Source organism: Bacillus cereus group sp. MYBK216-1 (genome assembly GCF_051916495.1).
In the GTDB taxonomy this organism is placed as follows: domain Bacteria; phylum Bacillota; class Bacilli; order Bacillales; family Bacillaceae_G; genus Bacillus_A; species Bacillus_A thuringiensis_K.
This window is the reverse complement of the sequence record NZ_JBQAGT010000001.1, coordinates 1035311-1050181: the sequence shown is the minus strand read 5'-3', so window position 1 is coordinate 1050181 and position 14871 is coordinate 1035311. Positions and strand designations below refer to the sequence as shown.

Below are 14871 nucleotides of genomic sequence, written 5' to 3'. Positions count from 1 at the left end.
TACCATCTAAATATCGTTTCACCGCTTGGATTTTTTCTTTTGAAGAAAATTTAGCCATAAAAAATGCACCTCCAATTGTTAGACTGTGTCTAACAATTGGGGTGCACTTCAGCAATTAATAATTGCAGAATGGCTTTTTAACTTATTTTAAATCGTCAATTGTGAAAGCACCTGGAAGTAATTGCTCAACAGTCACTTCTTTTTCATCACCTTTTACATTCGTTAATAATACAGGCATTTTCGGATCACAGAATTCAGCAATTACTTGTCTACACGCACCACATGGTGAAATCGGGCCATCAGTTTCTCCTGTAATAACTAAGTAACTAAAATCGCGCTCACCTTCTGATACTGCTTTAAATATTGCTGTTCTTTCTGCACAGTTACATAAACCGTAAGAAGCATTTTCTATATTACAACCAGTATAGATTTTCCCTTCTTTCGTAACTAACGCTGCGCCAACAGGAAATTTAGAATACGGAATATACGCTTTCGATAACATCTTGTTTGCTTCTTCAATATATTTTTTCTTATCCATATTATTTCCCCCTCAAAGTAAATGAAATGATGATTAGTCAGTAATAACTGTATGAACTAATTTAGGAGCCACTGCTGTTTCAGCGATAGAGATGTTCTCATAAATTTTTGCTTTTACATCTTCTACATTTTCACGATTTGCGTAGATTGTTACGAATGGCTCGCCTTCTTTTACTGCATCGCCAACTTTTTTACGTAACATTAATCCTACTGCTAAATCGATTTCATCTTCCTTCGTTGCACGACCTGCACCAAGTAACATAGCTGCAATACCAATCTCATCTGCAACAATGTTAGAAATAACACCTGAAGTTTTTGCAGGTACATCAATTACATACTTAGCTTGTGGCATTTTTTCTGGATTGTCTACAATTGAGCTATCTCCGCCTTGATTGCTTAAGAACTCTTTAAATTTCGCAGTTGCTTTTCCGTTTTTCATCACTTCAATTAGCATTTCACGAGCTTCTTCTAACGTATTTGCTTTTTTCGCAAGTACGACCATTTGACTTCCTAATACAAGTACTAATTCTGTTAAATCTTCTGGACCTTCACCTTTTAACGTATCAATCGCTTCTTTCACTTCTAGAGCATTACCAATCGCAAATCCAAGAGGTTGTGACATATCTGAAATAACTGCCATTGTTTGACGTCCTACATTATTTCCGATACGTACCATTGCATGTGCTAATTCTTTTGCATCTTCTTCTGTTTTCATAAATGCACCAGCACCTGTTTTTACATCAAGTACGATTGCATCAGCACCAGCTGCAATTTTTTTACTCATAATTGAACTTGCGATTAAAGGAATTGAGTTAACAGTTCCTGTTACGTCACGTAATGCATAAATCTTTTTATCTGCAGGTGTTAAGTTTCCTGTTTGTCCAATAACAGCTACTTTGTCACGGTTTACAATATCGATGAATTGTTCTTTCGTAATTTCAACGTGGAATCCTTCTACTGCTTCTAATTTATCAATTGTTCCGCCAGTATGTCCTAAACCACGACCAGACATTTTTGCTACTGGTACATCTAAAGCAGCAACTAATGGTCCTAATACTAAAGTTGTTGTATCACCAACACCGCCAGTTGAATGTTTGTCTACTTTAATTCCTTCAATTGCTGATAAGTCGATCGTTTCTCCAGACTCAACCATCGCCATCGTTAAATCTGCACGTTCGCGATCTGTCATATCTTTAAAGAAGATTGCCATTGCAAGCGCACTCACTTGATAATCAGGAATACTTCCGTCTGTATATCCATTAATAAAGAATTTGATTTCTTCAGTCGTTAATTCTTTGCCGTCACGCTTTTTTGCAATAATATCTACCATTCTCATCACAATCACCATTCCTTTTTATATTATATAAATCTATTAAAATAATAAGCCAACGATTGTTGCTGATAAGAAACTTACTAACGTTGCACCGAATAGTAATTTCAAACCAAATCTTGCGACTACATTCCCTTGCTTTTCATTTAAGCTCTTAACTGCTCCTGCAATAATCCCAATTGAAGAGAAGTTTGCAAATGAAACTAAGAATACAGAGATAATCGCTGTCGTTCTATCTGAGAAATTAAAGTTTCCTTGTGCTAAATCTGTCATAGCGACAAATTCATTTGATACTAATTTTGTTGCCATAATATTTCCGGCATTAACTGCTTCATGCCAAGGTACACCCATAATAAATGCAAATGGTGCAAATACATAACCAAGAATTTCTTGGAATGAAATACCGATTACACCTTTAAATACTGCATTAATGAATGCGATAAGAGCTACGAAACCAATTAACATAGCTGCTACTGTAATCGCAACTTTAAATCCATCAATAATGTATTCGCCTAATACTTCAAAGAAGGTCTTCTTCTCTTCTTCTTGTACTTCTAACATATCTTCTTCCTCAGTAACCTCATACGGGTTAATGATAGAAGCAATGATGAAGCCACCGAATAAGTTAAGTACTAAAGCGGTTACAACATATTGTGGTTTTAATAAAACCATATATGATCCAACGATAGACATAGAAACGGTAGACATTGCTGATGCACATAATGTATACATTCTTTTTTCTGGCAATAACCCTAGTTGTTTCTTAACTGAAATAAACACTTCAGATTGTCCTAAAATCGCAGAAGCAACAGCGTTATATGATTCTAGTTTCCCCATTCCATTTACTTTACTTAATGCTAGACCGATAGATTTCACAATAATAGGTAATACTTTAATATGTTGCAAAATACCTATTAAGGCTGATATAAATACGATTGGCATTAATACACTTAAAAAGAACGAAAACTCTTTTTGATTTACTAATCCACCAAATACGAAATTCACACCGTCAGCGGCATATTTTAATAACTCTCCAAAACCATCTGCTATTCCGCTAATTAATATATTCCCTATACTTGTATTTAATAATAGAAACCCCAAAATGAATTGTAATATAACCATCGTTATGATTGGACGATATTTGACTTTCTTTCTATCATTACTAGCAAGCCAAGCGATACCTAAAATCAATACGAGGCCAAAAACACCGATTAAGTATTTCATAAGCCGTTTCCTCCCATTCGTATCCGCTTACATTTTTTTCAATTGTTAAAGCAATAGATATACTTTAAACGTATATCTATTGCTTTAACCTTTTATCGATTAGTAGTTATCTGTAGCACCTTTTGCATCATTTAATACGATTGCAACACTAGCACTTGCTCCAACGCGAGAAGCTCCAGCAGCTACCATTTTGTCTGCATCTTCACGTGTACGAACACCGCCAGATGCTTTTACACCAACGTTTGGTCCTACTGTTTTACGCATTAATGCGATATCTTCAGCAGTTGCTCCGCCAGTTGAGAATCCAGTTGAAGTTTTTACGAAGTCAGCACCAGCTTTTACTGATAATTCACAAGCGCGTACTTTTTCTTCATCTGTTAATAGGCAAGTTTCAATGATTACTTTTACAAGAGCTTTTCCTTTTGCTGCTTGTACTACTTCATAAATATCTTTTTCAACAAGTTCGTTGTCGCCATCTTTTAAAGCACCTACGTTGATTACCATATCAATTTCAGTTGCACCTTTTGCGATAGCATCTTTTGTTTCAAATGCTTTTGTTTCAGTCGTGCTTGCTCCTAATGGGAAACCGATTACAGTACAAACGTCTACATCATGTCCAGCTAGTTCATCAGCCGCTAATTTTACCCATGTTGGGTTAATACAAACAGAAGCGAATTTATATTCCTTTGCTTCTTCGATTACTTTCATAACATCTTCTTTAGTAGTATTAGCTTTTAAAATTGTATGGTCAATTAACTTTGCAATGTTCATTATCTTCACTCCTCATATCTTTTAACAACTTCATTCTAACTCTTAGTTGAACAAATGTAAATATACTTTTGAAATTTTGTTCATTCTTTTTTAAAAGGAATTTTCTTGTAGTAAGTAAAGCTCATTCTAACTAAGAAACACTTCTCATTTAAAATCAAAACTTTTATATTAACAATGGTAGTATGTATCTCTATATCCAGAATTATTTTTAAAGAGGCAATTTGTGTTCAAAAAAACACCTATCATTCATACATAACAAAATAAAAGGCATTCTCAAAATTAACATTTTGAGAACGCCTTTTATTTCTAATCTTTTTGATAATGCAACAATTCTTTTGCTGTATGCTGATCGATAATTAATACATTTGCATACCCGCCACGTAACGCACCATCAATTGCTTTTATTTTTCTATTACCACCTGCAACTAAAATAGAGCGTTTCTTTAATTTCAGTTCCTCTAACTCAATTCCAATGGTACGCTTATTGATTTCTTCGCTACTAATATTTCCGTCTCCATCAAAGAAACGTGAACAAATGTCACCGACCGATTGTTTTTTGAGTAAATTTGTTTCATCCTTATCGAAATAACCTAATCGGAATAATAGCGCTTCGTCTCGCACTGTTCCTACAGTAAAAATTGCAATATTCGCTTGTTTTCCCATTTCGATAATGTGATGAATATGTCGATCCTGCTCCACTAATTCTTTTGTCACTGCATTATCAAATATAACTGGAAGAGGTAGATTTCTTGGCGTCGTTTGAAAAGCATCTGCAAATAAAGCTATCGTCTCATTCGCATATGTATTTACACTTGAATGACTAATACCACCTTTTAGCTGGACAACCTCTACCCCTTTTACATGTTGCGGTACGATTTTTCTAGCGATTTCATACATAGTCATGCCCCAGCTTACACCAACAATATCACCGTTTTTAACCGTCTTTTCCATATACTCAGCAGCATATTTACTTATATACTCTGTAATCGTTGCATATTCCGGCACTGGAGAAAATACAACATGTGCCTCTAACAAGTTGTACTTTTCTTTCAGTAAATTCCCAACGTTATCTAAATCCGCAAATGGATCAGCGATGCTAATTTGAACAAACCCTTTTTCTTTCGCGTACTTTAACAATCTAGAAATCGTCGGTCTTGAAATATTTAATTTGTTAGCAATTTCTTGCTGACTATAATCTGATTGATAATATAATCTTGCAACTTCAACGCTTAATTGTTGTTTATCTTTTTCCATAGTAACTCATTACAAATCCCTTCCTGTATTTCCCTTTCGTTACAAGCATTATACAGCTTTATGCAAAAAAATTCGACTACCGAATTTTATCTAACTGAACTTCTATTCCACTTAATATATATAATGAAAACTTATTGTGTAGATTTACAAACTGAATATAGAAACACTTAAAACATATAAATCGGTTTATATGTAATTCTTTATTGCTTTTTCTGTAGTAACGATAACAAAGCCGTTCAATAAGAAACATGAATATCGTCTAAAAAGCTATTCAAATACCCCTCATAAACAAAAGATACTGTTCATAAGGGGTATGTATTCAATTTAAGTTTATAAAAATCGGATGGAAACACTGCAAGTTCTCACTTATTTAGAATAGGAGAAAAGATGATGTTTTATTTGTTCAATAAAATAATGATGGTGTATATTATCGTTAGATACTCGACTTGCCATAATAGCCCCCTCCATTGAAGATGCAAGAAAGGAAGCAAGTGATATAACCTCTATATCTTCTTTAAGTTCTTGTTTCTCTATTCCTTCTTTTATGAGAGAAGCCATTAACATTACTGTATCATCATAACCTTTTGCTGCTGCTTTTTGTAATTCTGGAAATACTCCAGTACTTTCAATTGCGCTATTAAGTAATGGACAGCCTCCAGCAATAGGAGGATTATTAGCTGCATCTTGATATACAAGGAAAATTGCAAGGATTTTATCGATTGCTGTCTTTTTATTTTCCATTGCTTTATGAAAATGACTCCACATAATCTCACCACTTTTGTCGTAGGCAGCAAGGACAATTTCTTCTTTACTTTTGAATCTACGATAAATAGATCCTTTAGGTAGTTCAGTAGCTGTCATTATATCCTGGATGGATGTGCGAGTTATCCCATTAGTATTAAATAAATATAAAGATGTTTCAATAATTTTTTCTTTAACCTTATCAACTTTAGTCATGCTTTGTAATCCTCCTAATGAAAACGATCCTAATATTCTAGGTAATGTTTACCCTCTATTTTCTTAATTTTTTTGTAAGTATAAATAAGTTTGGAACAGAAATATCTTATCAATCCCTATCTTATGGAAACCTCAAACAATACAGTTTGAAAAGAAGTTAATCAAATTGTATTACCTATATAACTTAAGTGAATTTTCTGTCAAAACAATATGACCAATTGTTTAATTCAGTCATATTATACAACTAATTTTATCTAAAATCGTAGAGGTGTAAAAATATATAGTAAATTTTAACGTATAGACATATGATAATTATATATAATTTTTATTAATATGTTTAGCTAAAGTGTTTGAACTACTCCCACTTTCACTTCATTCTATAAAAGATTAACCATTAATGATTACTGGAATTAAATTGTAACAAAGCAACTGAAATATAAATATATTTGCTTTTTTCCATTTTGATTTTGTTAATACTTTATAAAAAGGGTTTAAAAAACTAGAAACTTGTAGTATCATTAGATTTCGAATCGGACCGAACCGTCCGGTTTAGAATCTTATATAAATATATTTAGAAGGAGATCGTTATGCAGAAAGAAAAATCAAAAATTATAGGTAATTTAATTATGGGGGCAATACAGTGAACTTTATAAAAATGAATAAAAAAGAAATCATTATGCTAATAATCTTTACACTGTTTGTACCATTTCAAATTGGCTTGTACATACTATTTGGCATATCACTTTTAGCTAATGTCAATTTAGTTGAATCAGAATTTGTTCTTAGTGCCCTCGGTTTTACTGTACCTGCTATTGTAGGAATCATTTGCTTTAGGAAAGAAATTATTGAAAGTTTTACTTATTTTAAAGAGAAGACAATTTTGAAAATAGTAAGTATTCCTATGGTAGTTTTATTTACGTTAATTGTGGAACAGTGTGTTATGCATTTTCTAGCAACTGGTCAACCAGAGAACCAAGAGCAGCTCCTTGAAACGGGTGCAAAGGTACCTCTTGTATTTACATTGCTTGTATTTGGTATTCTGGGTCCAATACTTGAAGAAATTGTATTTCGCCACATATTAATAAATCGTTTTTCTTACCATATTGGTACTGCTATTGCATCTATCATTTCGATTATGATTTTTACACTTCTTCATACGAACCAACTTTCGGATATTGCTATTTATTTACCTGGATCGTTGATACTTACTGCGGCTTATCTTATTTCTAAAAGATCCATTGCATATGTTATAGCGATACATATGTTAAACAATTGCCTTGGTTTCATTCTGTAAGAAACTAGACTTGTTTCTGGTGCCAAAAATACTTTTTCTATGATATAAGAAAGCTAATCAAAAATTATAAGATATTAGGAGAGTGTCAGTCATGATTGTAACAACAACTTCTGGAATTCAAGGTAAAGAGATTATTGAGTATATTGATATTGTAAATGGTGAAGCTATTATGGGTGCAAATATTGTCCGCGATGTATTCGCTTCCGTTCGTGATGTTGTCGGTGGCCGTGTTGGTGCTTATGAAAGTAAACTAAAAGACGCTCGTGATATTGCAATGGGCGAAATGAAAGAACTTGCAAAAGAAAAAGGTGCGAACGCTATCGTTGGTATTGACGTAGATTACGAAGTTGTTCGTGATGGAATGTTAATGGTTGCTGTCAGTGGTACAGCTGTACGTATATAAGTAAATAAAAAACGGTTCCTCCCTTGGAATTTATACTTTGATGGGAGATCCTGGTTCTGTTGCAGATTTTAAAGAATAAAACGAGAAATAATCAACTTTTTTATTTCTCGTTTTATCTACATATTTATTTTTGGAAAAACAATCTAACTCCAAATACTAATAATATGGCGCCTGTAATACCCTCTATTGTACGGTTCACTCTTTCTTTTCTTAAAAAAGTTCTTAATTGACGTATGAGTGAGATGTAAAGTAAATACCATATTGCTGTCAAAGTCGTAAATGTGACTCCTAATAAAAGAAATTGGAGGAAATGATTTTGATTACTCACAATAAATTGGGGTAAAAAACTAAGGAAAAATACAGCGGTTTTTGGATTTAAAATTGCCGTAGTAAATCCTTGTCTAAAGCTTTTAATTGCCCCAATATCCTTAGAGTCCATTTCTGCTGAACCTGACATATCTTCTTTTTTATGTAAGGCACTTTTAATTGACTTTACAGCTAAATAAATTAAATAAACAGCCCCAGCATATTTTATAAATGTAAATAACATAGCAAATTTCATTAAGATAGCAGAAAGTCCTAACGTAGCCATTATTGTATGAATCATCATTCCAGATATCGTTCCTAAAACAGTCTTTATCCCGCCATTTTTACCATGCGAGATAGTATTTTTTGTAACTAGTGCAAAACCAGGACCAGGCATCATTATGATTAGCATTGCTGTAAGGATAAATAATAGATAATTTTCCATGTTGTAGTATTTCCTCTCCAATTTTTAGTTTTGCTTACAGTATAGCTTTTTTCATTAAAACATTACATATAAAAGACTTGATCAGAAATTTATTTAGGTTATTCGTATCAATTTGATTAAATATTACCCAATAGCCACATTGATAAAACACATGACAAACTTATATATAATTACAAGTTCAACTCTCACAAAAAAACAGGATAAAAAAAATAAACAGCAGAACTAGTCCACTGTTTACTTTGCCACACCTTCATGTAATTTTTCTGTATAATCCTTTACATCTTTCCAGCTATCTTTCGCTGTATGTAAATCTTCTTTTATAAACGTAAACTCTTCCGGACTAATTCCTTTTACGTTTTGTAATAAATTATTATACTTTGCACCTACTGTATACCATTGATTTGATATGTTTTGTAGTGCTGTAATTGCTGCATCAATTGTTTCTGTCATGTTTGTTGTTTTATTTTTTACATCAGTCAAAATTACGACTTCTGCTTGTGCTCCTGAAATTCTATCTTTTAAATTGGCGATTTCTCTTTCTGCATTTGCGATATCTTTTTTCGCAACCGCAATCATCGGCCCGCCAGCAAGACATGTTATTAGAGCTACGCAAAGTACGCCACCAGCAATGACCATATCATTACTCTTTTTAATCGAATCGTTATATGTATTTATTTGTTGCTCTAGAGCTGGAATACCAGCATTCGTACTTGCCAATATCGCTGTTAACTGATTTGTATCCTCTTTGAAACTATTTGTATCTTTCGCCATTCTATCGCGAAAAGCTTTCAAATTTCCTAATAATCCATCTACCTCATTTTGATTCTTTACAATATCCGCATACAACTTTTCTAAATCCGCTTTTAATTTTCCGCTATCCTTTTGATCAATCGCTATTAACATGTCATTATAATACGATTGAAAAGTATTATTGTAATTTATAATATTTTGATCTGTTTTCATAATTTGAGGCTTCATATTATTTAACCAATATGCTGCATTAATTTTTGCATCTCTTTGATGCTGAATCATATTCCCTTTAAATTCACTATTAATCGAACTTATTTTACTTAAATCCGTCTCTTGTTGATTTTGAATTAATTTTGCATATGAATCCATTGCAAATATGCTTGATGTCGTTTGTGCCATTACATCTTGGAATCCTGCTGGTCCAAGAGAATAGTTTTTCACATTTTCTTGTAGCACCGTTACATTTTGTTCTGCTGCAAAAGGATGTAAAGGAAATGCGTTACTCGTTGCCACCCCAGCAATCATTACCGCTAAAAGACATTTTTTATAAAATCGTTTCTGCATATTTTTCACCTATTCCCTTTATAAGGATATCAAAAGCTCCTGCTCACAACTGAACAGGAGCTTCAAATTATTCATCAACACTTAACGCTCTAACGATTCGTATTCAATTATGCTTTTTTCGTGTCTACTACTTTAATATCTTCAGCATAAATCTTTTCTGCATAGTCTTTAATGTTTTTCCAGCTATCTTTCGCAATGTTTAAATCTTCTTTAATGAAAACAAGATCGTTTGGACTAATTGAATCCACATTTTGAAGTAAAGAATTGTATTTTGATCCCATTGTATACCATTGGTTTGAAATGTTTTGCAACGCTGTAATTGCAGTATCAATCGTATTTGTTAAATACTCAGTTTGTGTTTTAATGTTCGTTAACCCAGCTACTTCTAATTGAGCAGTTGTAATTTGTCCAGTTATTTTTTGAATTTCAGCTTGTGCATTGTCAAGTTCTTTCTTCGCTAATACGATACCAGCTGTACCACCGCCTACAGCTGCTGCACCACCTGCAATTAATGCGACTCCTAGCGGTGTTCCTGCGCCCGTAGCAATAACTACTGCACCACCAATAATTGCAATTGGTCCTAGAGCTGTCGCAACAGATGAACCGATAATAATTGCATTATATTTACTAATTGCTTCATTGTACGTTGTAATTTGATTTTGCAGAAGCGGAATTCCTGCATCTTGACTAGCTAATATAGATGTAATTTGATTTGCATCACCCTTGAAGTTTTGCGTATCCGACGTCATTTTATTTCGGAATCTTTTCAAGTCTTCTACTAACTGATCCACTTGCGCTTTATTTTCATTAATACTACTTGATAATCTAGTTAGGCCTTTCGTAAGAGTCGCTTTATCTTTTGCATCTACCGCAGCAACTAAAGTATCATAATAGTTTTGAAATTTCGTATTGTAGTTAATGATGTTTTGATTCGTTGAAATAAGCTGTGGCTTTAATACATCTAACCATTGCTTCGCATTTCCTCTAGCTGTATCTTGGTGCTGAATCACTTTTCCTTTTAAAGCTGCATCAACAGTCGATACATTTCCAAAGTTAACATTACCTTGTTTAATAATTGTTAAAGCATACAGATCCATTACTAAAGCATTTGAACCTGTTCTTTCCATTGCATCTTTTAAGCCTTCTGGTCCTAATGAATATTCTTCATAGTCATTATAAGCTTTTGCTACCGCATGAACTGGAGCTTGTTTCACTGTACTTTCAGCTGCATACGTATGAGCCGGCATAATATTTCCTGCTGCAAATACTGCCATCAGTGCTGATAGAGCCATTACTTTATAAGGTTTTTTTGTCATTTTTCTTCTCTCCCTATATCGCTAATTATTTTTCTGTTTAATGTACTTCAACGTTTGTAACGTAATCTTCAAATTGATTTGTTTGCTTATTCATTTCATCGCTTACTTTTTTAATTTGATTGAAATGTTTTTGAAGTAAACTACTGTCTGTATACGTGCCTTCTTCAACATTTGTTTGAATTTGGATCATATTATTATTTAAAACTTTCCAATCCGTTAATAACGTTTCTAAAGTTGTAATTTGACGATCAATTAATTCTGTAAAGCTATTTACTTGATCTTCAACGAATGTAATTTGAGTCGCTTCTGCTTCAGTTTGTGATAACTTTTGAATAAGTGGCAATAACTCTTTTTGCTTTTGTTGAATGCGAAGAGCTGCTTCCCTCGTTTGACTATCTGCAGCATTTACAATTTCATTACTTAAAGTACCGATAGAAACAAAATCGATTGTTTTCGTTTGTGCAGTTTGATTTGTGATTGTAAATACTTGTTTACCGATATTAATAGAACCTTTAATGATTTCTTGAGGTCTATTCAAAATAGTAGTTAGTTCAGCTTGAATTTCCCCTTGAATTCTTTTAATATCTTCTCTTAATTTCACAATATCTCCACTTGATCCTTGCAGTGTTTTTATTGCTTCATCGGCTTTAATTGATAAGTTGTTACTATCTTTGTCTAATACTGTTTTAAATCGATTTAACTCTAATAAATCTTGCTCCATACTCTCTTGGATGCTCTGTACTTGCAATTGTAATTTTCCATATGCACTCATAAAATCTGTTTTTGCTTGCTGATCTTCATTTACATTTCCTGCTAGTTCATAGAGCTTACTATAATAACTATTGAATCTAGTGCTGTATCTCATCATCTCTTGATTTAAGTCAATTAGCTTCGGATTATATTCATCAATCCACTCTCGTACATTCGCCTTTGCAAACTTTTGATGATTCGTTAAGCTACTCATCGCATTTACCTTAATGTCTGGCTGTTGCAAAATAATTAATCCGTATGCTTGAATAAGCGGTGATTGTGATCCTAACATTCTAATTGAATTGGATAATGTATTTGGAGCAATTACATTTTGCGCATATACTGTTTTCACTTCCGTTTGCCCCTCCTTAGCGTAAGCGCTTACAGGAATGAAGCAACTCGTAGATACTGCTGTAACCAATAACCCTGTAATTAAAGTCTTTTTCACTTTAACTCCTCCTATGTATTAGCAACTATTACTATCGCATTTTATTATTCTATTTTCTTGCCCATAATTTGAGATGGTTAAAATAGAGAACGTTCTCAACGTGATCTATGTATGAACCACCTCTCTCGTATTGCTACAGTACTTACTTATCGTCACAAAACATTTTATTATTTTTCATATGTGTTTAGTATGAATAATATTGTATAAATTTTCTATTTCATCGAAATTCCCACATTCACACAGTGAATATATTACATAAAAATATTATTCATTTTCAACTAAACAACATACGTAAATATGAAATTTTATTTTGTTTTCATATAAGTTTTGTACTGTAAGGTCATTTAAACACAGCTGTTTATATATCGTAAAGAAGTATTTTCATTCCCTTTATTTTCAAGCTTTCATGTCCTTATTTCAAAATATAATCCGATTCACTTTATCGATTGAAATATCTATATATCACAACAGAAAACACTACTTTCAAATAACCAATGAAGTTATATTAGTATAATTTTTAACCCCATATGCAATTATGCATAGCATATACACAAAAAGGATAGCTTCATTTTCGCGAAGCTATCCTTAAAAAATTTTCTTATTTTTTCAAATGATATGGAACTGTCGTAATAACAACATTTCTTTTATAAAGTAAATACGCACGTATAAGTAAACTGGATTGATTATGAAGAATGTTATGCCAACCTTTTTTCGGAATGAACTGTGGTATAACGACCGTAACACGGTAATTCGATTCACTTGCCTTATATTGCACTGTATCGATAAACTTCGTTAGCGGCTGAATAATACTTCTATAATGAGAATGTAATGTAACAAGCCTTACTTCAGGTTGCCACTTCTTCCATTTCTCCTCAAATTTCTTTTCCTCTTCTCTGTCAAAAGCAACATATACTGCGATAACTTGATCTGCCGAAAGCGATTTCGCATAGTTCAATGAATTTTCTACTACATGCGTCATACCTGCTACAGGAACGACAATTACATTCCCCTCAATTGGAATAAGAGGCTCGCAAGTTTTTAAACTTAATTGATCACCCACTGCATCATAATGCTTCTTAATTCGATGGAATAAGAAGATAATAACTGGTAAGAAAATAAGAATCGACCAAACTTGTGCAAATTTAGTTAAAAAGAACATGCTCATTACGATAAAACTAATAACTGCACCAATTAAATTAACCGTTAATCTTAAAGCCCATCCTTCAGGCTTTTCGCGAAGCCATTTTAATACCATCCCTGTTTGAGAAAGTGTAAATGGAATAAATACACCTACTGCATATAGTGGAATTAAATGTTCTGTTTGTCCTTGGAAAGCTACAATTAAAATAATCGAAGCAACTCCAAGTATAATAATACCGTTTGAGTAACCTAGGCGGTCTCCTCTAATCGTAAACATTCTCGGTATGAATTTATCTTTTGCAAGGTTAACCGCTAATAAAGGAAATGCAGAATAACCTGTATTAGCAGCAAGAATTAATATTAAAGCTGTTGTACCTTGTATGAAATAGTACATGAAATTACGTCCAAATGTTTGTTCAGCAATTTGAGAAACAACTGTTACTTCTTTACTCGGAGTCACTCCGTAATAATAAGCTAAAAATACAATTCCTGAAAATAACACAGCAAGTAATGCACCCATTGCAAGCAATGTTTTTGCAGCATTGTTTGGCGCAGGATCTTTAAAGTTCGGAATTGCATTTGAAATTGCTTCAACACCTGTTAAAGCCGAACTACCTGATGCAAATGCTCTTAGTAATAAAAACAAACTAATTCCTGCAACTGGTGTACCAATCGGCGCATGTAAAGTGGGTGAAACATGACCAGTTAAAATATTATATATGCCTACACCAATTAATATAAATAGTGCTAAAACGAATAAATAAACAGGATATGCTAAAACGGAAGCTGATTCCGTTACTCCTCTTAAGTTTAATATTGTAATTAATATAACAAATATAACCGCAATAATGACATTGTGTGCATGTAAGCTAGGAAACGCAGACGTAATTGCATCTGTACCAGCGGACACACTTACCGCAACAGTTAAAATATAGTCAACTAATAAAGATCCTCCAGCAATTAAGCCTGGATTCATTCCTAAATTTTCTTTTGATACAACATACGCTCCCCCGCCATGCGGATAAGCAAAAATAATTTGACGATATGATAAAATAAGGGCTGTCAATAGTACTAATACCCCAACAGCGATCGGAATGGAATACCAATAAGCGATCGCTCCAACACCTGCTAAAGCAATTAAAATTTGCTCTGGACCGTAAGCAACTGATGACAATGCGTCAGAAGATAAAATAGCTAAAGCTTTCGTTTTATTAAGCTTTTGTTCTCCAAGCTCTGTTGATTTTAACGGTCTTCCAATTAAAAATCTTTTAATAGATGAAACCAATGCTGTCCACTCTCCAATAATTTTGTACGAACTTTTCTGCTTGTTACAGCCAGTAAACTATTTCTTCAGAAAACAAAAAATGTCTACAAGCCATAGC

At 33.2% G+C, this 14871-nt stretch carries 13 protein-coding genes; 2 read left to right on the top strand and 11 right to left on the bottom strand.

What is annotated here, in order from left to right; translation table 11 throughout:
* Positions 1 to 142 precede the first annotated feature (142 nt).
* The 6 genes from ACTFRH_RS05555 to ACTFRH_RS05530 all read right to left on the bottom strand — a co-directional run bounded on the left by ACTFRH_RS05555 (position 143) and on the right by ACTFRH_RS05530 (position 6073).
* On the bottom strand, positions 143 to 538 hold the full coding sequence (locus ACTFRH_RS05555; RefSeq protein ID WP_000358533.1) for a cytidine deaminase: 396 nt from the start codon (positions 536 to 538) through the stop codon (positions 143 to 145).
* Positions 539 to 571: 33 nt separating this feature from the next.
* Entirely contained in the window at positions 572 to 1873 is a 1302-nt protein-coding gene (locus ACTFRH_RS05550) for a pyrimidine-nucleoside phosphorylase (RefSeq protein ID WP_002093946.1), read from the bottom strand.
* 36 nt (positions 1874 to 1909) lie between these two features.
* Positions 1910 to 3091, bottom strand: a complete 1182-nt coding sequence (locus tag ACTFRH_RS05545) for a NupC/NupG family nucleoside CNT transporter (RefSeq protein WP_000876175.1) — start codon at positions 3089 to 3091, stop codon at positions 1910 to 1912.
* A gap of 99 nt (positions 3092 to 3190) precedes the next feature.
* On the bottom strand, positions 3191 to 3862 hold the full coding sequence (gene deoC, locus ACTFRH_RS05540; protein ID WP_001017439.1) for a deoxyribose-phosphate aldolase: 672 nt from the start codon (positions 3860 to 3862) through the stop codon (positions 3191 to 3193).
* Positions 3863 to 4168: 306 nt separating this feature from the next.
* Positions 4169 to 5116, bottom strand: a complete 948-nt coding sequence (locus ACTFRH_RS05535) for a sugar-binding transcriptional regulator (protein WP_000409780.1) — start codon at positions 5114 to 5116, stop codon at positions 4169 to 4171.
* A 366-nt stretch (positions 5117 to 5482) separates the two neighbouring features.
* Positions 5483 to 6073 (bottom strand): TetR/AcrR family transcriptional regulator, encoded by a 591-nt coding sequence (locus ACTFRH_RS05530; protein ID WP_000169650.1) that lies wholly within the window; start codon positions 6071 to 6073, stop codon positions 5483 to 5485.
* Between the two features lie 640 nt (positions 6074 to 6713).
* Between ACTFRH_RS05530 and ACTFRH_RS05525 the strand changes: the two genes are divergently transcribed.
* Together ACTFRH_RS05525 and ACTFRH_RS05520 are read left to right on the top strand one after the other, a co-directional pair.
* Complete coding sequence (locus ACTFRH_RS05525) at positions 6714 to 7367, top strand: CPBP family intramembrane glutamic endopeptidase (RefSeq protein ID WP_001009303.1); 654 nt, start codon at positions 6714 to 6716, stop codon at positions 7365 to 7367.
* A gap of 91 nt (positions 7368 to 7458) precedes the next feature.
* A complete protein-coding gene (locus ACTFRH_RS05520) occupies positions 7459 to 7770 on the top strand; it encodes a heavy metal-binding domain-containing protein (protein ID WP_000637518.1) in 312 nt (103 codons plus the stop codon).
* A gap of 124 nt (positions 7771 to 7894) precedes the next feature.
* Here the strand turns inward: ACTFRH_RS05520 and ACTFRH_RS05515 are convergent, their stop codons facing one another.
* The 5 genes from ACTFRH_RS05515 to ACTFRH_RS05495 form a co-directional block, all read right to left on the bottom strand.
* Positions 7895 to 8521, bottom strand: coding sequence for a LysE family translocator (locus ACTFRH_RS05515; protein WP_000433000.1), 627 nt, complete (start codon positions 8519 to 8521; stop codon positions 7895 to 7897).
* A 234-nt stretch (positions 8522 to 8755) separates the two neighbouring features.
* Entirely contained in the window at positions 8756 to 9835 is a 1080-nt protein-coding gene (nheC, locus tag ACTFRH_RS05510) for a non-hemolytic enterotoxin NHE subunit C (protein ID WP_001171989.1), read from the bottom strand.
* 107 nt (positions 9836 to 9942) lie between these two features.
* Positions 9943 to 11151 carry a non-hemolytic enterotoxin NHE subunit B gene (gene nheB, locus ACTFRH_RS05505; protein WP_000162980.1) on the bottom strand — a complete coding sequence of 403 codons (1209 nt, stop codon included), beginning with the start codon at positions 11149 to 11151 and terminating at the stop codon, positions 9943 to 9945.
* Positions 11152 to 11188: 37 nt separating this feature from the next.
* On the bottom strand, positions 11189 to 12349 hold the full coding sequence (gene nheA, locus ACTFRH_RS05500) for a non-hemolytic enterotoxin NHE subunit A (protein ID WP_000751833.1): 1161 nt from the start codon (positions 12347 to 12349) through the stop codon (positions 11189 to 11191).
* A gap of 598 nt (positions 12350 to 12947) precedes the next feature.
* On the bottom strand, positions 12948 to 14774 hold the full coding sequence (locus tag ACTFRH_RS05495) for an APC family permease (protein ID WP_000254887.1): 1827 nt from the start codon (positions 14772 to 14774) through the stop codon (positions 12948 to 12950).
* Between the last annotated feature and the right edge of the window lie 97 nt (positions 14775 to 14871).